Below are 18,465 nucleotides of genomic sequence, written 5' to 3' on the forward strand. Positions count from 1 at the left end.
TAAGAAAACGCTGTCTGGAACGCAGAAACATATGGGGTAGGGCGGCATATGGAGGTGTGAACCGCCCATGACCTGAACCGCGGCACCTACGCTCAGTGGCTGACCGTCACCAATATGGACAACGTGACAGAAACGGAGTGCCCAGCTTTCAAGGACTTCCAGAAGCTTACCGCTGGTGGAGCGCAGTTCTGAACCCACAAGAAGTTCGCATGGCCTTTCTGCCAGGCTGCTGCCGGAGTAGTCAGCAGATGAAATCTACCCGAAGCGAGTGTCTCACTATCTTGTTCCCCACTGGGTTACCGGTGGCACTTTGTTCCCTTTTTTGGTTCGAACGGTGGCACTTTGTTCCCGTCGATGCCCGGAGGATCTCCGAGACAGGCAATATGCAGCTTCCGCCTATGAAAGACTCGGCATTTCACGGTGACACTCTGTTCCTTTTTGAATTTTCACGGTGGCACATTTCACGGTGGCACTTTGTTCCCTTTTGGAATTTTCGTTGTCCTGGACAAGGTTTTGCCTACTTCTCTGAATTGATTGATCTTTTTTCCCTTTCTCCTAAGAAGCTCATTCACTCAGGGAATATGCATCCCGAACGGAAACACTGATATGGCCGAACAGCGGTACGCAAGCTCAGCAGTATGGACAAGTGGAGGCCAGGCAGTGGCAGCTGCTGGTCTTGTGGCCTCGTAAATTGCCCCCCGAAATTACATTGTCATTCAAGCGGTCACCGGTGGCACTTCGCCCAATTTGCAGGGGGAGACGGTGGCACTTCGCCCAATTTTCCCGGAAACAGGTGTTACAGACGTCAAAATCTGTCTTACCGTTGAATGATTGAGCTTCTCTCTTTCTGGCGCTGTCACTTTGGAAATACTAGGCGGCAGTACCGACGCCTGGACAGCTGTGCCCGCGCGCGTTCTGCCCCCAAACATGGCCGGCTTCACCGTGCTGATACTGCCTTCGGATGTGAGCAAGTTGGTCGCGCGACTCACTGAGGTGGCCCCTCGCTGAAAAAGCTGAGTGGACGGATGCGCCGGCACCTGCAGGACATCGGAAAGAAGACTGAACTGCCCTGAAATGTTCACATTCTTACTATCTCGGAGAAGCTCAGGCCGCAGTGGGGGGTACGTTACCCCTCAACTCGCTTTGGAGGCCCCTTCACGGCGATTCTGTGAGGAAGTTATTTCTATGCCGTGCTGGCCAGCGTTTACGAGTAACAGAGTGCCGTGAAGACTTATATCTCTTCCCTAAGGTAAATTAGGGAAGAGATATAGAGGTCATCCGGAAAATGGATATGAGGTCCGAGCGAGTCTGCGTTTACTCGCTTTTCTACGGAGCTGTGCCAGTCTGCTCGCATAAAATCGTGGAGATGGGGGCGCACCTCCACGATTTTCCGGACAGCCTCTGTTGCTCTGAGTTCTCTGATGTACAGCATCGAGAACATGTTACCGGGTCAACTTCACTATGGCTCAGAGGGCGCGCTTCCGAGCGAAAAAGACAACCAAATCCCTTGCCCAAGTAGGTTTAGATGCCATGTTTGGCTCTCTAGTTTCTAACAATGTGAACGTTCTGATAGGCAGGGTGCCCTGACCTACTGTCAATAAATCACTTTGATATAGCCATTATTTGTACCTGTGTCACCTGGCTACAGCTTAGAAGCCATCCGGAAAATCTTAAAAACTCCAGTTCTCTGGTAACGCAGCTTAAAAAATTGCCGGGGTCAGCATTGAAGAACCACTCAATTCAGACGGTTACTGCATTTCCGGATGACCTCTAGTCCCGGCATCCGCATCTGATCAAGGCGGTGGCGTTTGACGGCAACGGTTTAAGTATCGTCGTTGAGTAGCGCTACCACATCAATTTCTAAAGCCTCTGAAATCTTGAGTAGGGTACTCAACCGCACATCGACTAAGCCTTCTTCAATGCGATATGGGTATGAACGATTCAGGCCACTGATATGAGCAAGAGTGTCCTGAGTCCAGCCCCGTTCCTCTCGAATTCGTCTTACCCTCTTCCCTATTTCCTTGCGGCGAAGTAGAAACCGCCTTTCCTGTCCTGGATTGTCCAATTGCATGAGTTAACAATCCGACCTCCATCTGTTTTGCTGTCATCTTAAAAGTTGTATACTTTTAGAGATATGCACCTCGTTGATCTTATGCAGCCCCTAGAGGGCCATGTACAGCAAGGCCTAGTTGGCCGCTTTGAACTACATGCCACTGGGCTGGGTGGGTTTCGCACGACTCCAGAAGGACGGTGGCGATTGGAAGCAGCCCTCCTTCGATTGATCCAACTTGAGCTCTGTCATCCTATGCACCGAGATATTGGTAACACCAATCCAGCGCTTGAGTACTCCGATCTGCTTCCGCGTTACCGAGAGCTTATGGAAGCTGTAGCCGCTTGGCAGTTATATAAATTTGGCGATGAATCCTACGATGAGGTGTATAAAGAGGTCGCTAGCCATCGCAAGCATTTCCCCGGACAAGAGCGCGCTGTAGGTGTAGTTGTCGGCTTGATGCACCTTGAAGGCAACCGCTGGTTGGGAGAATGTCATCCTATCTATTTTAGGTCCGACAAGCGTGTTGTCATGGACGCCCAAGGCAACTTTGATAGACCGCAATCAGAAATTGAGTCTTATGCCAAAGCACTGATCAATGCGCTTGAGGCCGAATTCAAAATTCGGGGAGCCGAGTATGACCGATATTGGTAGTTCTATTGGTACCGGCGTAAGTATGCGCTGCTCAACTCTAGGGATTGTGGAATGGCAACCGAACCAATATTCTCGTGCCCAACTTGAGGAGCGGCGTCTGGCTGCTACCGAGTGGCTGCAGCAAGGCAGCCACACACACCGCGAAATCGCTGCTCACTTCGGCGTCTCCGTGCTCACGGTGACTTCTTGGAGTGCTCGGCTCAGAACGAAGGGAAGCTTGCAAGCGACGGTCAGCTCTGGTCGTCCTGCTCGGCTGACTGAGTCTCAGCACGACCAGCTTCGCACCCTCCTGCGGGAGGGTGCTCTGCAGCATGGGTTTCCTGACGAAACTTGGACGACAAAACGTGTGGCAGAGCTGATCGGGCGGCACTTCGAGGTGTGGTACCACCATGATCACGTCCGTAAAATCCTACGAAAGTTGGGGTTCAGCCCACAGATGCCAGATGGGCGGGCTGCTGAGCGGAGCGAACTTCGGATTGCATCCTGGCGGGAACAGGTGCTCCCGGAGTTGGAAAAAAAAGGTCGCTGAGGGAGCCACAATCATCTATCTGGATGAGGTCGGATTCTCGTTGAAAGGCGTGCGAAGGCGAACGTGGTCCCCCAGGGGCGTGACGCCCCTGGTCACGCTCAGAGCGAACTGGGAGAAGCTTTCGACGATTGGGGCGATCACTTCAGATGGACGATTCTTCCAGCACACAACATCCGGAGCGATCCGCAGTGGAGAGGTCATCCGATTCTTTGGGCACATCCTGCGCCAAGTTCAGGGGAACGTCGTCGTGGTGCTGGATAACGCGAGAATTCATCACGCGAAAGTAACTCAGGCGTTCGTGGCAAGCCACGAACGCCTCTCCCCGGTCTTCCTACCACCCTACGCACCAGAACTGAATCCCATCGAACTGGTGTGGGCCTACGTCAAGCGCAATGTGTTGGGGAACTTTTGTGCCCACTCCATCAGAGCGCTGAAAAAGAGGCTTGTCACCGCCTGGCAGCGGGTCCGCTATATTCACCTGCCCCGTCAGCTTATGGACGCCAACTTACGCCGCTATCAATAATCACCGAATTACAAACCAGCCCTTCCCAACTCCCTTCCCGCCTCAGCTTCTCCATTTTCCCCCACCCCTTTACTCCAATCCCACCCGCTCCCTGCCTCAGCTTCAGCTCCAGCTTCTCTACTCTCTCCCCACCCTGAACCTCTGTTCTGTCCTTACCAGCTCCAGCTCCTGCCCAAGCTTTTCCGCTAAACCAACCAGCCCCTTTGTCATGCTGATGGAGACAGGAGCAGCACAAAGCTGAAGCTCCGTACCCTATACCGGCCCCTCTGCGCACTGTGGATAAAGAGAGCGATGCGGGGGAAGTGAACCATTGTTGTGTAGTTCTAAAATTATTAGAGGGAAGAGATCTAGAAGGTGCTCAGGGCGGCCAACCGGCCGTGCAAACCAGCCCCCCCCAGCAAGATGGAAGCATGAAACGGACGCTGACCTCCCTCACCCTACCCCTCCTCCTCGCCGCCTGCTCTGCCCCTCCCACCGAACAGGCCGTCACCACCAGCACCACCACCACCGAAACCGTCACCATCACCCCAGCCCCAGGCACCACCACAGACCCGGCCAGCACCAGCACAGACCAAGCCGCCGCCCCCGCCACCGAGGACGGCTGCCTCAAGCTCGCCTACCCCCTTCCCATCAGCTACAAGGGCGACCCCCTGAACACCCTGTGCAACGGCTACTACACCGCCGGCTACTCCGAACTCGACCAGCTCACCCGCGTCACCGCCGAACAACTTACCCCCAACATGCTCGAAGGCAACACCTCACGCACCGACGACTTCCGCGAAGACGACCGCCTCCACTCCACACTTCGCCCCACCCTCAACGACTACGCCGGCTCCGGATACGACCGCGGCCACCTCGCCCCCGCCGCCGACTTCAAATTCTCCCCCACCGCCATGAGCCAGTCCTTCCTGCTCAGCAACGTCGCCCCCCAGAACCCGGAACTCAATCAGGGCCCCTGGGCCGGTCTGGAAAGCGCCACCCGCGCCTGCGCCAGGGAAACGGCAGAACCGGGCGGCCTCACCGTCCTCACCGGCACCCTGGGCGACACCGGCAAACTGAAAGACGACCAGGTCACCATCCCGGCCGCCTTCTTCAAGCTCTGGTACTCGAAAGAAAAGAACGACTACCGCCTCTGGGTCCTCCCCAACACCAGCCTCCCCAAAATGAGCGGCGCCGAATACCGCAAATACGAAGTGCCCCTCCATCAGTTCCGCGAGTTCTGGAGCGACTTCCCTGGTGCGCCGACCCAGCTCGCTGAACAGCAGTACGGCACCCTCTGCCCCGGCGTCATGCCCCTCAAGCAATGACCCCGGAAGAACAGGCCCAGGCCACCAGCTTGCCTCACGGCCAGACACCCTGTTCAGGCAGGATGAAGCAATGACCCACCCCCACCCCGACTTCCCCGCCGAAGAAGCACGCCTGGGCAGCACCATTCAGGCCATGATCCGCCGCATCCGAATTCTTGAGGATAGAGAGCGCCACGGCGGAGCCGACGAACACACCTCCCTCGTCATGGCCGACGACGCCGAGGAACGCGCCGCCGTCCTGAGTCCCCACGTCCACTCCCCCTACTTCGGACGCATGACCGTCCGCATCCGGGGCAAGGAAAGAACCCTCTACATCGGCAAACATGCCTTCGGCAACCCAAAGTACGGTGTCACCTCCTGGCGCAGCGACGTCGGCGGCCTCTTCTACACCGACCAGCTCCAGTGGCAGGCCGCCGGCAATACCGGCACGGTCCTCCACAAGCGCCAGCTTGACGTGCAGAACAAACGCCTGCTGGACATCACCGACCTCTACACCGGGGAGAACAAAGGAGAACAGGCCCAGCAAGAAGGCAGCTCAGAGGGGGCTGGCCGGCGCAAGGTCCTCCTGAAACGCCTCTCCGAACACGCCACTGCTGGGATGAGGGATGTCGTTGAAACCCTCCAACCGGCTCAATATGACGCCATGACCGCCGACCCGCAGCGCTTCCAGATCGTCCAGGGCAGCGCCGGTGCCGGGAAAACCACCGTCGGCTTCCACCGCCTCGCCTGGCTCTGTGCCCCGGACCGCCCGGAAAGTGTACGGGCTGCCCCAGACCGCATCCTCGCCCTGATGCCCAACGACATCCTCGCTGCGTATGCCTCCCGTGTCCTGCCCGGCCTGGAACTCTAGGGCGTCACCGTCACCACCCCTGAGAAGTGGATGCTCTCCTTCCTGGGCCTGGAAAAGATGCAGGTCACCGACCGCACCCTCACCCTGCTGCTGGCCGACCAGAACAACGCCCGCCGCGCTAGCGCCTGGAAACGCGCCAAAGCCCTGGGCCGGGCCAGCATCTACGACCTCATCCACGAGCATGTCCGCCAGGAACTCTGGGAAAGACTGCACAAGGTGGCCGAGCCGAGCTTCGACGTGCCAGGAAGGGGAAGCACCGGCCCCATCCCCAGGGCCGACCTCTGGGAGCTGATTGAGGGCGCCCTGAGCCAGCCAGGGGCTACAGAACGCTTCGAAGCGGGTCTAAGGGAACTCATCCTGCGCCGCACCAATGCCAGCGAAGCCGACCTGCGCCCCCTCGAAAAAGACATCTCCAGGGTCGTCACGTCCCTCTTCGGACGAATGCTCCCCGTCAGCGAGACGCGCCGGCTGCTGGGCAACGAGGCCCTGCTTGAACGGGCCAAAGTAGCAGAACCCTTACGCCGTACCCTCCTCAGCGACCCCCTCAGCGCCATTCCCCTCCCCAAAGGCTCCTCGGTGGACGTCACCGAACTCCCGGCCATCCTCGCGCTGCGCTGCATCCTGCACGGCCTGGGGGAACGCTGGGACCACATCCTCTTAGACGAGGCCCAGGACTTCCAACCGCTGCTGTACCGCCTGCTCGCCCAGGCCACCCGCCCCGGCCAGCTCACCGCCCTGGGGGACCTCTCACAGGGCCTCGCCGGCTACAAAGGCCCGGCCAACTGGGAAGAGGTGCAACAAGCACTGGGAGGGGCAGACGTGAGCTTCCTGCCCATGACCTACCGCTCGACTGCGCCCATTTCAGAAGCCAGCGCTAGAATCGCGGCCACCTACTCGAAGGTGATTCATAGCGAGCACATCGGACGTGAGGGCGACCCGGTGCAGCTTCTGGAAGGGGAGCTGGACACCGTAGCTGGGCACGTTCAGGCACTGCAGGACGCCGGATATGCCAACATCGCCCTGGTCACCCGCAGGACGATTGACGCCCAGCGGCTGCCTGACGCCCTGGCCCCCTTCGACCTGGACGTGCAAGCGATTACCGAACCGCAGCACCGCTATAAAGGTGGGCTGGTCAGCATTCCGGTTCAGTATGCGAAAGGTCTGGAGTTCGACGGGTGTGTGGTGATGGACGCCGACCCGCAGAGTTATGACCCCGGCACGGAGTACGACTCGCGGCTGCTGTATGTAGCGGCCAGCCGGGGACTGCACCATCTGGCGTTTTACAGCGGGGGCGGGTTTCACCCGCTGGTGCAGGGGGCATGAGGGAGGAGGGGACTATCTCAAAACAGTCCCTGTCTCTTGATTTCTTCAGACTTACGCCCAAATCAGTAAGGCCTACTCAGTTGCGGAACCGTCTGAACTGACTGCGCCGCTCTCCTCCCTGTGTAGGAGAGAATGCAGGAGTCTGCGCGGCCCGCCATGCGAGTTCAGGTTGGGGTGACGACAAGATCCAGCAACTTTAGTACGCTAAGCCGCCTCGTCCTCCCCGGGCGCTGACGGGGAAGCGCGTTTCACAATGTCCATAACGGTGTTCTTGCTCAGGCGCAGTTCACGGGCGATCTCCCGATACGACCGCCCCTCAGCGCGCAGCCGCAGCACTCGCACGGTGTACCGTTCGGCTTTGACCCGTTGCCCCGGCTGACGACCGAATTGCACGCCGCGCTCCCGCGCCGCCGCGATCCCCGATTTCACCCGTTCCCGCAGCAGGTCCCGCTCGAATTCCGCCAGGGCCGCCATCAGCGAAGCAAACAGTTTGCCCTGCGGGGAAGAGAGGTCGAACTGCAAGCCCGTCTGCGCGATCACCGAGACGCCGCACGCTTCCAGCTCCCGCAGGCTGTGCAGCAGGTCGGTCGTAGAGCGCCCCCAGCGTGTCAGCTCAGTGACGAGCACCACCTGGATGTGACGGTCGCGCGCCAGCGCGACCACCTTACCCCGCTGAGCCCGCTGGTCCTTGCTGCCGGAAGCCGTCTCCTTGAACACGCCCATGATCTCGTACCCGCCGCGCTCGGCAAACGCCCGCAGGTCCCGTTCCTGGCGGTCACAGGATTGGTCCCCCGTGGAGACCCGGCAGTAGATGGCGGCGCGCTGTCCCATTTGAACCTCCAGGAATCGAGAGCTATTTTTGCTCGTGTTCATCATGCCTGTGAGCTGTCCCCTTTGAAGGACCCTTCCACTGGGACAGTCCAGGGCCGTCCCAGTGGCGATCAGGCGTTCAGTAAACCCTGTCGGTTCCGTTCACGCACATGCTCGGGAACCTGCTGCACGAGATCAGCTACCGTGGTCTGCGACAACTGATCTTTCCAGGTCAAAAACGCCGAGTGCATCATTTGGTGGATGGCGCAGGGTTCGGTACATTCCGCGGGGCGGGCCGCTCCAGTACCGCATTGCCGAATTTCCTGGCAGTGAAAGAAGGACTGGCCTCCCTCGATGGCCTCGATGACTTCCCAGGCTGTAATGCGTTCGGCTGGCCGCGCCAGTCGGTATCCCCCTCGCGGTCCCGTTGAGGCCATCAGCACGCCCGCCCTCACCAACTGCTTCAGATACTTCGCCAGGTAATCATCGGGGAGGCCATGATGCTGTGCCATGAGTGTGCGTGGAAGAACGGTGCCCTGCGGAAGCTGACCAAGCAGCACCACGGCGTGCAGACACCATTCGACCCCCTGCGAGAGCTTCATCCCCAAACTCTATCATGGCTGTTGACTATCCATAATTGGCATGTTAGGTTCGGCGAGGCGGAAGGGAATCGGTTTTCCCGCCGCACATCAAGCTGTGACCTTTCTCTCCCTCCAATATAGACATAGAGTATCTATATTATCTATAAAAAGTGGGCGGGGAAGCGTCTGAGGAGAACCCATATGGATAAGCGTTCTACCATCGCCCTCATCACCGGAGCAGGCGGCGGCATCGGCTCTGCCATCGTCCGGCGCCTCAGCCGTGACCACCTGGTCGCTCTGCACTACGGGGCGGATCTGGAAAGCACCCAGGCCCTCCAGCGGGACATCGAGCAGTCAGGCGGCCAGGCGTTCCTGTTTCACACCGACCTGTCCCGGCCTGATGCGGGCACCGAGTTCTGGGCGGCTTACGAGCACGCAGCTAACGCGGCCCAGGTGGCGGACCTTCCCATCTCCGTCCTGGTCAACACGGCGGGCATCGCCCGCCGTGGCGAGATCGAACACCTCAGTGACGAGGATTTCGACCGCCAGCATCAGGTGAACACCCGCGCGCCCTACATGATCCTGAAGCACGGCCTGGGCCGCCTGAGTGACGGTGGGCGCGTCGTCAACATCTCTTCCAGCGTGACCCACATCGCCTACCCGGACCTGGTGGCCTACGCCATGAGCAAGGCCGCTATCGACGCACTGACCCACACCCTGGCCCAGCAACTCGGCCCGCGAGGCATCACGGTCAACGCCGTCGCTCCCGGCGTGGTGGACACCAACATCAACGCCGACTGGCTGAAGAACAATCCCGAAGCCCAGCAGTACGTGGGCAGTCAGGCCGCGCTGGGCCGGGTCGCCCAGCCAGAGGACATCGCGGATGTGGTCGCGTTCCTGGCTTCGGACAGCGCCCGTTGGATCACAGGGCAGGTCATTGTCGCCACCGGCGGCGCACACCTGTAAGGGGAGGTTGAGGGATGCAGCACTCCATTTCTCATCCGGAAGGCTGGCAAGCCGATCCCCTAGACCAGTTCCAGATATGGTTTGCGGCCATGATCGACGCCGGGCAGCCCGAGCCTTACACCATGCAGTTGGCGACGGCAGACGTAGCAGGTCTACCCAGCGTCCGCACCATCTATTTGCGGGGAGACCCCAGCCAGGGCCTGACCTTTTACACGAACATGCATTCACAGAAAGCGCGGGAACTGGACGAGAATCCCCAGGCCGAGGCGGTGTTTTACTGGCCTCAGCTCGCTCAGCAGGTTCGGGCTGCGGGGAGGGTCACACGGGTGAGTCCAGAACAGGCTGATCGGGCCTTCCACCAGCAGCCGCATGAGATTCAGGTCGCCGCCCACGTCAACCTTCAGCAGAGCCAGCCGGTGGACCTGGAGGGGCTGGAGAGCAGATTGGCTGAGATGGCAGTGAAATTCCCTGCTGGGGAGACTGTTCCCAGACCCAAATACTGGGGAGGCTTCCGGTTGGAAGTGAACCGCTGGGAGTTCTGGCAAGGGCGGGCGAATGGGCTGCATGACCGCTTTGCCTATGTTCTTGGCCGGGAGGGTTGGGTCATTCACCGCTTAACACCTTGAGTGGCTAGGTCTGGCGTTGACGTGACCCCGCCTGCGGATCATGCTGACCTCCTTCCATAACGGCTCGTACCCGTCATCGCCTGGGAACGCTCAGCATTCCAGATCACCCGTTGACGGGTGTTTTGCGTCGCTGCTGGCGTGACCCCTCTTGGGCCTCTCGCCGGATGGAGCCATCATGCAGAACTCGTCCGGCTCCCTCTTCACCTCCGCCCAGCGCGACCAGTTCACCCGCTTCCCGGAAATCGACGAACGTACCTTCTCCCGGTATTACCTGCTTGACGCCGCCGACCTTCGCCTCGTGCGCGAGCGGCGGCGGGATTTCAACAAGTTGGGCTTCGCCGTGCAGCTCACGGTCCTGCGCCACCTGGGGCGCGGATTACGCCCCGGCGAGACGCCTCCCGAAGCCGTCCTGGCGTACCTCGCCGAACAACTGCGGGTGGATTCAGCGTGCTACACCCAGTACGCCGCCCGCGAGCCGACCCGGCGCGAACACTTACCCTGTGTCAGCGGCTGGGGTACGTCGAGTTGTCACGCCGCCAGGGCGCTGAGCTGCGCGACTGGCTGGTGCCGTTGGCCGTCGTTACCGACCAGCCTTTCCCATTGATGAGTGCTCTGATGGACGAGGTGCGGCGGCGGCACCTCCTGGTGCCGCGTTTCAGCGTTCTCGAACGCCTGGTTCGTTCTGCCCGTGTCCGCGCCGACCAGCACACCTACGGCGTGCTCAATCTGCCACTCAAGGGCGACCTTCCCGACCGGGTAGACGCCTTGCTGTCGCCCCAGGGCGATGAGCCAGTCTCGCGCTTCGCGTGGCTGGCGCGGCCTGTGGGCGCACCCAAGCCCAAACACATCCTGACCTTGCTGGACAAATTGGCTTTCGTGCGAACCTTCCCGGTGCAGAGCAATCTCCAGGCCTTCTTGCCGCAGAGCCGCCTGGAGCACCTGGCGGAGGAAGCCCGGCGGCTGAGTGCCTCGCATCTCGCGGACTTTGAACCCCGGCGGCGCCGGGCCACGTTGATGGCCCGGCTGCTTGATCTCTCCGAGACCTTGACCGATGCCGTCCTCGACATGCACGACCGCGTGATGGTGCCGCTGCTGCGGGAAGGCGAACGGGCCGCCGCGGAGGTTTTTGGGCAGCAGGGGCCGCCGCTCGTCGAGCAGTTTGGCACCTTCAAGTCCGTGTGCGCGGCGGTGATCGCCGCGCGGGAGCAGGGGGCCGACCCCTATCAGGCCATCGAAGCGGTCGTGAACTGGCAACAACTCGTCGAGACCGTACGGGAGAAGGAGGTGGTGAGTGCCGAGCAGCTTGATCCGCTGCACCACGCCATAAAGGGCTACGCGAAGGTACGAAGCTATGCCCCCCGGCTGCTGGCGGCCTTCACCTTCCATGCCGAGGGCAAGGCGGTACCCGTGGTCGAGGCACTGAACCTCCTCCGAGAGATGTACGCGGCGAACAAGCGCACCTTACCTGAACACGTTCCCATCGGTTTTGTCCGGCAGAAGTGGGCTGGACAGGTGTTCCGAGCTGGCGCGGTGGACCGACGAGCATACGAGTTGTGCGTACTAGACGAGTTGCGGCTCGCGTTGCGAGCCGGAGATGTCTGGGTCGCGGGGAGCCGCAAGTACAAGGACCTCGACGCCTACCTCCTGCCACAGGGCACCTGGCAGAAACGCCTCCCCAAGCTATCCTTGGACCTGCCCGAGACGTTCGACGCCTTCTGGGCAGCCACGGAACCCAGGCTCACGGAGCAGTTGCGTGAGGTGGCCGACCTGCTCGCCAGGGGCGAGCTGTCCTCCGTGTCGGTGCAACGCGGCAGGCTCAGAATTGGGAAGGTCACGCGGGCTGTGCCCGACGAGGTGGAGCCTCTGGGGCGCAGGCTGAGCGCGCGGTTGCCGCGCGTGAAGATCACCGACCTGCTGCTAGAGGTCAACGCCTGGACCCGGTTCACAGGAGCCTTCCTGAACCTGCACAGCGGAAAGGAGGCGGAGCGCCACGACCATCTGCTGACCGCAATCCTGGCTGACGGGCTGAACCTGGGATTGACCAAGATGGCGGAGGCTTCCCCGGACCCCGGCATGACCGCACGCCGCTTGATGTACCTCGCGGACTGGTTCCTCCGCCCCGACTCCTACGCGGCGGGTCTCGCCGAGCTGGTCAACTTTCAGTCCAAACTACCCCTGGCCGCTCTGTGGGGGGACGGCACGACGAGCAGTTCCGACGGGCAACGCTTCCCGACAGGTGGGCGGGGCAAGACCTTCGGATATCTGAATGCGAAGTATGGCCGCGAGCCGGGCATCCTGTTCTACACCCATGTCAGCGACCAGTACGCGCCCTTCCACACCAAGGTCATCACCGCCAATGTGCGTGATGCGCTGCATGTGCTGGACGGGTTGCTGTACCACCTGTCGGAGCTGAAGATCAAGGAGCATTACACCGAGCAGGTCTTTGCGCTGTGTCACCTCCTGGGCTTCCGCTTCGCTCCCAGGATTCGAGACCTGGGGGAAACTCGGCTGTATACGCCTGAAGTGGCCTCGGCTTACGGGCTGCTGGAGCCACTGGTGGCCCAGCGGCTCAACCTGCGTCTGATCCGCGAGCACTGGGACGAGTTGCGGCGGCTCACGACCTCGATCAAGGCGGGCACGGTGACGGCCTCGTTAATGCTCTCCAAGCTCGCCTCGTACCCGCGCCAGAATGGCCTGGCGCTGGCCCTGCGCGAGCTGGGCCGCGTCCAGAGGACGCTATTTACGTTGGAGTGGCTGCGTGACCCGGAGCTGCGCCGCCGGGTGTTGGCAGGACTGAACAAGGGGGAGGCACTGCACGCCCTCAAACGGGCGGTGGCCTTCCATCGCAGTGGGGAGATTCGGGATCAGTCGTTTGAGGCCCAGAGCAACCGCGCCAGCGGCCTCAATCTCGTGACGACCGCAATCGCTGTCTGGAACACGGTGTACCTGGGGCGCGCCGTCGAAGCCCTGCGTGCCGAGGGCGTGGACGTGTCCGATGAACTGCTGGCTCACGTGTCGCCGCTGTCGTGGGAGCACATCGGGCTGACCGGGGACTATGTGTGGCACCCCGAAGGGGTGCCCGTAGAGGGAACCTACCGAGCGTTACGCGAGTAACGCTCGTTCTGGAGGGACTTTTCCTTAGCGTACTAAAATTTTTGGATCTTGTCCTATCCCCAAGTTGATGGCGGCGGGTCCGCTCAAGGGCCGCCTCATCGCAGATGGGCAGCGGTGAGGTCGCACGCTGTTCTAATGACCTTACGTCTACATCAGGATTCTTAATGCTTCCCCGTCTAACTCGCTGGTACCCGCCTTCAGGTGTACTGTTCCTGATCGCCCTTTTCAGAAAACGCAAACATTCTTTGCACTGATTGAGGTCAAGTGTTTCGCGTTTGACCTCCCGCTCAAGCTGCCGCAATTGATAGCGAGCAGAGCGGGGATTCAATGCCTCTTCTGGGTTATTGATAACGGCGTAGATTTGAGTTCATAAGATGGAGGGGCAGTTGAACATAGCGAACTCGTTGCCAAGCTCGATGTAGCTTTTCTTTGAGGGCTGAGACTGAATGAGCACAGAAATTGCCCAGCACATTTCGCTTGACGTACGCCCACACCAGTTCGATGGGATTCAGTTCTGGTGCGTAGGGTGGGAGGAAGACCAGGGAGAGGCGTTCGTGGCTTGCCACGAACGCCTGAGTCGATTTTGCGTGATGCGTTCTCGCGTTATCCAGCACCACGACGACGTTCCCCTGAACCTGGCGCAGCAGATGCTGAAAGAACCGGGTGACGTCCGCACTGCGAATCGCCCCGGATTTGGTGTGTTGAAAGAATCGTCCGTCCGAGGTGATGGCGCCTATCGTGGAGAGCTTCTCCCAGTTCGCTCTGAGCCCCACCAGGGGCGTGACGCCCCTGGGTGACCACGTTCGCCTTCGCACGCCTTTCAGCGAGAAGCCGACCTCATCCAGATAGATGACGGTGGCTCCCTCAGCGACCTTTTTTTTCCAACTCCGGTAGCACCTGTTCCCGCCAGGATGCGATCCGGAGTTCGTTCCGCTCAGCGGCCCGCCCATCTGGCATCTGTGGACTGAAGCCCAACTTGCGCAGGATTTTACGGACGTGATCATGGTGGTACCACACCTCGAAGTGCCGCCCGATTAGCTCTGCCACGCGCTTTGTCGTCCAAGTTTCATCAGGGAACCCGTGCTGCAGAGCACCCTCCCGGAGGAGGGTGCGGAGCTGTTCATGCTGAGCAGGAGTGAGGCGGGAAGAAGTCCCACGAGCAACTGTCGCCTGTAAGCTACCGTTCTGCTTCAGCCTGGCTTTCCAGGTGTAGACCGTATGGACCGACACCCCAAAGTGGTCTGCTATTTCCTGGTTTTTGTGTTCACCACGCTTGATCCACTCCAGAGCAGCTAAGCGGCGTTCCTCAAGCTGCGCACGGGAGAAGTGGCTTGGCTGCCATCCGGACATATACGAAGTGTAGCAACTCAGACCTCCACCGTTATCAATAAAGTGTGTCTGAAAAGCCTCCTGGTGCGGGTTTTTCATCTCTCGCGTGTTCGTGGATCCTATGGGTATGTCGTCCGTCTACTCAAGCGATCTGACCAACGCCGAATGGATGATCCTCGAACCTCTATTTCCACCTGTCTGTTCAACAGGACGACCTAGAAAGTGGTCCTGGCGCGACATTCTCAATGGGATCTTCTATGTTCTTCGCGGTGGTATCGCCTGGAGGCTGATGCCGCATGACCTTCCACCTTGGCAGACGGTATACCACTACCACCGACTCTGGAGGAAACAGGGTCTCTGGAAAGCGATTCATGCTGTCTTGCGGGAAAGGGTTCGCGTGCAAGCAGGCCACAGCCCAACACCCTCAGCGGGAATTATTGACAGCCAATCAGTCAAAACGACAGAAGCAGGCGGACCTCGTGGCTATGATGGTGGGAAGAAAGTGAACGGTCGAAAGCGGCACATCCTGGTCGATACGATGGGCCTCGTCATGGCAATCAAGGTGCATGAAGCGGATTATCAGGATCGCGCCGGCGCGATCCTCCTGCTGCGAGACTTGCCGAACGTTTTTCCACGCATGCAACATCTTTGGGCAGACCAAGGGTATACCGGCAAATTGGGAGCTGAAATCAGAAAACATTTGGGCTGGACGTTAGAAATCGTCAAGCATCCTTGGTCGGGCCGGCAGAGTACCTGGGCACCAAAAGACGCACCTCCACCACCCGTGGAGGTGCCAACAGGATTCGTCGTGCTGAAACGTCGTTGGGTGGTTGAACGAACCTTCGCCTGGATAGGCAAATCCAGGCGGATGTCCAGAGATTACGAAGCACTGTCAGAAACCTCGGAAAACCTCGTCTACGAGGTCATGATTCGCTTGATGGTCAAGCGACTGGCCAAAATAGTGACTTGAAGAGTTTTCAGACACACTTTAAAGTTTTGGAGTTTGCTCAACAAGTCGTGCAGCATGGCCGGCGCTTCGTCGCCCAAGGCACATAAGCGCTTGATCCACTGGATATCTGCTTGCTCAGTAGGTGACAACTTCGGTTTGACCTCGTTCCAGACGGGAAGAACTCAAGAGAGAGCCCCATCAAGCTTGATGGGGCTCTCTCTTCGCGGTCTCCTGGGAGTGTGAAATCAACAGAATCCGCTGCCCAGCAGGCTACCGTACTGACCCGCCACTTCAAAGTACACGCGAGTCACCTCCGCATTGACACCCTTCAGCGGCTGATCGATGTGCTTCTGGCGATGATTGCCGCGAGGAGCATCAATCATCACGACCTGAGTCCTCACATGCCCGGTATCAGCACGCCGCAAGCCAAGAAAAGAAGGGCGGACCGAACCTTCCGGGATGAGCAGCTGGACATGGACTTTTTCATCGCTCTGCTCGTCGTCCATCTTCCACCGGGGAAGGTGTTGCTGAGTCTGGACCGCACCAATTGGGAGCATGGGGAAACGCCCATCAATTTTCTGGTGCTTGGAGCCGTGGTTCATGGCTTCACCCTGCCCCTGATTTGGGTTCCTCTTGATGAGTCTGGGAACAGCCACACCTACGCCCGTATGTGGCTGGTGTTGAAGCTCCTCCGCGTCTTGCCAGCGAAACGCTGGCAAGGCCTGGTGGCTGACCGTGAGTTCATCGGTGCGGAGTGGTTCCGTTTTCTCCGTCGTCAAGGCATCAAGCGGGCGATCCGCATTCGGCACAGCGACATGCTGGACGACATGAATGGGAAGGAATGGTTTAAGCACGTCCAGCACGGGCATTTCCATGAAATCGACGAAAAGGTGTTCGTGTTTGGCGAACTCATGCGGGTGGTCGCGACGAGGTCATCCACAGGTGACCTCGTCATCATTGCCACAGATTTCAGCGCTCGGAAGACCTGGAAGCTGTACAAGCAGCGCTGGTCAATCGAGTGCACCTTCAGCAGCTTCAAGAAGCGAGGCTTCGACCTGGAGCGGACTGGGATTACGGAAAGGAGCCGTCTACAGCGGCTCTTTGGCCTGGTGACACTGGCCTGGATGTTCTGCTTGCGTCTGGGAGTCTGGCTCGGCCAGACTCATCCCATTCCCGTTTTGAAGCACGGTCGTAGAGAGGTCAGCCTGGTCCGGCACGGTGCTCAGCATCTCGTAGACGCTCTACGGTGGAAACCCAAACAGTTCATGGCTGTCCTAGACCTGCTGACCCAGCCTTTTTGCCCACCAGGAGGGGCTGGAAGTGAAGTTGTCACCTACTGAGGCTTCACACAACAACTCGATTTGATCCTTCCCAGGAGTACCCCGTGAACCGCATCCTGCTTGCCAGTTGCTTCGCCGTTATCTTTTCATCGTGTCAGAAAGGGACGGTAGTGGTACGGAAAATCCTTCAAGCCACGTTCGAAGATTCCGTAGCTTCAAGCAGTTTAACCCAGGGGTAGGCATACCCCAGACTGGAATGCCTTCTCTCAGAGTTGTACCAGTTTTTAAACTTCGTGCTGAACGCACGAAGCTGGGCAATATTCGTCAATTCTTCCCGGAACACGCCGTCATATTTGAAGGTCCGGTTGAGCCTTTCCAGGATGCCCATTCCTCCCTTCCGTGAGACCTTGGCCCGTACCCAGTTGCCCAGCTCCTGACAGGCCGCCTGGAATGCGCCAGACGTAAAATCTGAGCCACCATCGGTCATGATAAGGAGCTGCTCGTGTATGCCGAGATGGTGCAGCACATAGACTCCCCGTTGCAGCGCGGTGACCGCGCTGCTGGCAGAGAGATTCCGGACCACTTCAATGTGCAGCAGTGCGCGACTTTCCACGTCCAGGACGAGATAAGCCCAGCAGATCCCGTCCGGCAAGCTGAGCCGTGTGGCATCGACCTGAACTCGGCGGCCCGCTGGCCAGAGAACGATAGAGGTAGGGCATGCCGATGGACGGCGTTTCTTTCTGGGAACCGGGCGCTGCACCTTCAACTCCGCCATGTGGCGACGGACGGTATGGAGGCCAGGAGAAGGCTGCTGGGCATCTTGTTGCAGGGCCTGGTAAATCAAACGGTAGCCGCTGAGTGGCTCTTCCAGGGCTTTGAACCGCACCACTTCTAGGATGTGCTGACGTCGCTCCGTCCGCTGTGCAGAACGCTGTGCGTTCTGCCGGGCATCGCGCAGGACGTGATATGGACGCTCCACCTCGCCAGCAAATCTGCTGAGACTGAGTTTCGGGTGGTCTCCGAGCAACTCCTGGTAGCACGCCAGGAGTTCATCCACGCTCAGAGACCCCGGATTTTTTTTGCGATATAGAGTGACAATTCCTTGTCCGCAATGATGGCCTTGAGCTGCTGGACTTCCTTCTCCAACTTCTTCTGGGCTGCATCCGGCCTCGCTCCCTGGAGGCGGGCACGGCCCGCTTCCAGAAACTGTGCACGCCAGGTGTGAATCAAACTCTCGCTGACCTCGTATTCACGAGCAGCTTCCGCGATGGTGCGCTCCCCGCTCAGGACAGCCAGAACAATTTGCTCCTTGAGTTCAGGTGACCAGGTTTTGCGCTGTTTTCCCATATCTTCCCTCCAGTGTGCCCCACCCTCCTAAAAAGTGGGGCCGATGTGGAAGGATTTCGCGTACCACTACCGTGAGTTCCTGACTGGTAGAGCGTCTTCGTCTGTTCGTCGCGGATCAGCGCCTGTTTCCCAGCCTTGTGTTCGCAATCACATAAGTCGCAGCGGCCTTTGGCGTCGTACACCTGATACCGAACGACGGTATAGGCCGCTCCATTTTTAATTGGCCC

At 59.4% G+C, this 18,465-nt stretch carries 17 protein-coding genes; 11 read left to right on the top strand and 6 right to left on the bottom strand.

Annotation, left to right across the window (positions count from 1 at the left end; all coding sequences use genetic code 11):
• Nucleotides 1-1,822: 1,822 nt before the first annotated feature.
• Nucleotides 1,823-2,071, bottom strand: coding sequence for a helix-turn-helix domain-containing protein (locus DEIPR_RS13400; protein ID WP_083801597.1), 249 nt, complete (start codon nucleotides 2,069-2,071; stop codon nucleotides 1,823-1,825).
• Between the two features lie 63 nt (nucleotides 2,072-2,134).
• On the opposite strand from DEIPR_RS13400, the gene DEIPR_RS13405 reads away from it, so the two are divergent.
• The 5 genes from DEIPR_RS13405 (at nucleotide 2,135) to DEIPR_RS14690 (ending at nucleotide 7,236) form a co-directional block, all read left to right on the top strand.
• Nucleotides 2,135-2,704, top strand: a complete 570-nt coding sequence (locus DEIPR_RS13405; RefSeq protein ID WP_013616010.1) for a hypothetical protein — start codon at nucleotides 2,135-2,137, stop codon at nucleotides 2,702-2,704.
• A gap of 22 nt (nucleotides 2,705-2,726) precedes the next feature.
• A protein-coding gene (locus DEIPR_RS14455) for an IS630 family transposase (protein ID WP_218921250.1) occupies nucleotides 2,727-3,756 on the top strand; the annotation gives its coding sequence in 2 pieces (ribosomal slippage) (nucleotides 2,727-3,218 and nucleotides 3,220-3,756; 1,029 coding nt in all).
• 410 nt (nucleotides 3,757-4,166) lie between these two features.
• Nucleotides 4,167-5,063 (top strand): DNA/RNA non-specific endonuclease, encoded by an 897-nt coding sequence (locus tag DEIPR_RS13415; RefSeq protein WP_013616011.1) that lies wholly within the window; start codon nucleotides 4,167-4,169, stop codon nucleotides 5,061-5,063.
• A 70-nt stretch (nucleotides 5,064-5,133) separates the two neighbouring features.
• The gene (locus DEIPR_RS14685; protein WP_013616012.1) at nucleotides 5,134-5,913 is read left to right on the top strand and encodes a helicase domain-containing protein; all 780 of its coding nucleotides are present in this window, start codon (nucleotides 5,134-5,136) and stop codon (nucleotides 5,911-5,913) included.
• A gap of 30 nt (nucleotides 5,914-5,943) precedes the next feature.
• A complete protein-coding gene (locus DEIPR_RS14690) occupies nucleotides 5,944-7,236 on the top strand; it encodes an ATP-binding domain-containing protein (protein WP_013616013.1) in 1,293 nt (430 codons plus the stop codon).
• A 204-nt stretch (nucleotides 7,237-7,440) separates the two neighbouring features.
• Here DEIPR_RS14690 and DEIPR_RS13425 read toward each other — a convergent pair whose 3' ends face one another.
• Both DEIPR_RS13425 and DEIPR_RS13430 read right to left on the bottom strand, forming a co-directional pair.
• A complete protein-coding gene (locus tag DEIPR_RS13425) occupies nucleotides 7,441-8,067 on the bottom strand; it encodes a recombinase family protein (RefSeq protein ID WP_013616014.1) in 627 nt (208 codons plus the stop codon).
• A gap of 110 nt (nucleotides 8,068-8,177) precedes the next feature.
• On the bottom strand, nucleotides 8,178-8,648 hold the full coding sequence (locus DEIPR_RS13430; RefSeq protein ID WP_013616015.1) for an RrF2 family transcriptional regulator: 471 nt from the start codon (nucleotides 8,646-8,648) through the stop codon (nucleotides 8,178-8,180).
• Between the two features lie 180 nt (nucleotides 8,649-8,828).
• Between DEIPR_RS13430 and DEIPR_RS13435 the strand changes: the two genes are divergently transcribed.
• The 4 genes from DEIPR_RS13435 (at nucleotide 8,829) to DEIPR_RS13450 (ending at nucleotide 13,333) form a co-directional block, all read left to right on the top strand.
• Nucleotides 8,829-9,593 (top strand): SDR family oxidoreductase, encoded by a 765-nt coding sequence (locus tag DEIPR_RS13435; RefSeq protein WP_013616016.1) that lies wholly within the window; start codon nucleotides 8,829-8,831, stop codon nucleotides 9,591-9,593.
• Between the two features lie 14 nt (nucleotides 9,594-9,607).
• Nucleotides 9,608-10,219, top strand: a complete 612-nt coding sequence (pdxH, locus tag DEIPR_RS13440; protein ID WP_013616017.1) for a pyridoxamine 5'-phosphate oxidase — start codon at nucleotides 9,608-9,610, stop codon at nucleotides 10,217-10,219.
• Nucleotides 10,220-10,394: 175 nt separating this feature from the next.
• Complete coding sequence (locus DEIPR_RS14785; RefSeq protein WP_049775341.1) at nucleotides 10,395-10,823, top strand: DUF4158 domain-containing protein; 429 nt, start codon at nucleotides 10,395-10,397, stop codon at nucleotides 10,821-10,823.
• Nucleotides 10,745-13,333 carry a Tn3 family transposase gene (locus DEIPR_RS13450; RefSeq protein ID WP_169310717.1) on the top strand — a complete coding sequence of 863 codons (2,589 nt, stop codon included), beginning with the start codon at nucleotides 10,745-10,747 and terminating at the stop codon, nucleotides 13,331-13,333. Before DEIPR_RS14785 ends, DEIPR_RS13450 begins: the two co-directional genes overlap by 79 nt.
• Nucleotides 13,334-13,674: 341 nt before the next feature.
• Here DEIPR_RS13450 and DEIPR_RS14460 read toward each other — a convergent pair.
• A protein-coding gene (locus DEIPR_RS14460; RefSeq protein ID WP_218921249.1) for an IS630 family transposase occupies nucleotides 13,675-14,683 on the bottom strand; the annotation gives its coding sequence in 2 pieces (ribosomal slippage) (nucleotides 13,675-14,211 and nucleotides 14,213-14,683; 1,008 coding nt in all).
• A gap of 100 nt (nucleotides 14,684-14,783) precedes the next feature.
• Between DEIPR_RS14460 and DEIPR_RS13460 the strand changes: the two genes are divergently transcribed.
• The gene (locus tag DEIPR_RS13460) at nucleotides 14,784-15,632 is read left to right on the top strand and encodes an IS5 family transposase (RefSeq protein ID WP_013616019.1); all 849 of its coding nucleotides are present in this window, start codon (nucleotides 14,784-14,786) and stop codon (nucleotides 15,630-15,632) included.
• Nucleotides 15,633-15,967: 335 nt separating this feature from the next.
• Nucleotides 15,968-16,951 carry an IS4 family transposase gene (locus DEIPR_RS13465; protein ID WP_041222302.1) on the top strand — a complete coding sequence of 328 codons (984 nt, stop codon included), beginning with the start codon at nucleotides 15,968-15,970 and terminating at the stop codon, nucleotides 16,949-16,951.
• 127 nt (nucleotides 16,952-17,078) lie between these two features.
• Here DEIPR_RS13465 and DEIPR_RS13470 read toward each other — a convergent pair whose 3' ends face one another.
• Together DEIPR_RS13470 and DEIPR_RS13475 are read right to left on the bottom strand one after the other, a co-directional pair.
• Complete coding sequence (locus tag DEIPR_RS13470; RefSeq protein WP_013616020.1) at nucleotides 17,079-17,948, bottom strand: integrase core domain-containing protein; 870 nt, start codon at nucleotides 17,946-17,948, stop codon at nucleotides 17,079-17,081.
• Between the two features lie 2 nt (nucleotides 17,949-17,950).
• Entirely contained in the window at nucleotides 17,951-18,238 is a 288-nt protein-coding gene (locus tag DEIPR_RS13475) for a transposase (RefSeq protein ID WP_013616021.1), read from the bottom strand.
• Nucleotides 18,239-18,465 lie beyond the last annotated feature (227 nt).

The sequence above is a fragment of the Deinococcus proteolyticus MRP genome (assembly GCF_000190555.1).
Classification (GTDB): domain Bacteria; phylum Deinococcota; class Deinococci; order Deinococcales; family Deinococcaceae; genus Deinococcus; species Deinococcus proteolyticus.

What these genes read in the sequence shown, in the direction of transcription:
- DEIPR_RS13400 (WP_083801597.1), bottom strand. Translation starts at nt 2,071, where the DNA reads ATGCAATTGGACAATCCAGGACAGGAAAGGCGGTTTCTACTTCGCCGC.
- DEIPR_RS13405 (WP_013616010.1), top strand. Translation starts at nt 2,135, where the DNA reads ATGCACCTCGTTGATCTTATGCAGCCCCTAGAGGGCCATGTACAGCAA.
- DEIPR_RS13415 (WP_013616011.1), top strand. Translation starts at nt 4,167, where the DNA reads ATGAAACGGACGCTGACCTCCCTCACCCTACCCCTCCTCCTCGCCGCC.
- DEIPR_RS14685 (WP_013616012.1), top strand. Translation starts at nt 5,134, where the DNA reads ATGACCCACCCCCACCCCGACTTCCCCGCCGAAGAAGCACGCCTGGGC.
- DEIPR_RS14690 (WP_013616013.1), top strand. Translation starts at nt 5,944, where the DNA reads ATGCTCTCCTTCCTGGGCCTGGAAAAGATGCAGGTCACCGACCGCACC.
- DEIPR_RS13425 (WP_013616014.1), bottom strand. Translation starts at nt 8,067, where the DNA reads ATGGGACAGCGCGCCGCCATCTACTGCCGGGTCTCCACGGGGGACCAA.
- DEIPR_RS13430 (WP_013616015.1), bottom strand. Translation starts at nt 8,648, where the DNA reads ATGAAGCTCTCGCAGGGGGTCGAATGGTGTCTGCACGCCGTGGTGCTG.
- DEIPR_RS13435 (WP_013616016.1), top strand. Translation starts at nt 8,829, where the DNA reads ATGGATAAGCGTTCTACCATCGCCCTCATCACCGGAGCAGGCGGCGGC.
- pdxH (WP_013616017.1), top strand. Translation starts at nt 9,608, where the DNA reads ATGCAGCACTCCATTTCTCATCCGGAAGGCTGGCAAGCCGATCCCCTA.
- DEIPR_RS14785 (WP_049775341.1), top strand. Translation starts at nt 10,395, where the DNA reads ATGCAGAACTCGTCCGGCTCCCTCTTCACCTCCGCCCAGCGCGACCAG.
- DEIPR_RS13460 (WP_013616019.1), top strand. Translation starts at nt 14,784, where the DNA reads ATGGGTATGTCGTCCGTCTACTCAAGCGATCTGACCAACGCCGAATGG.
- DEIPR_RS13465 (WP_041222302.1), top strand. Translation starts at nt 15,968, where the DNA reads ATGATTGCCGCGAGGAGCATCAATCATCACGACCTGAGTCCTCACATG.
- DEIPR_RS13475 (WP_013616021.1), bottom strand. Translation starts at nt 18,238, where the DNA reads ATGGGAAAACAGCGCAAAACCTGGTCACCTGAACTCAAGGAGCAAATT.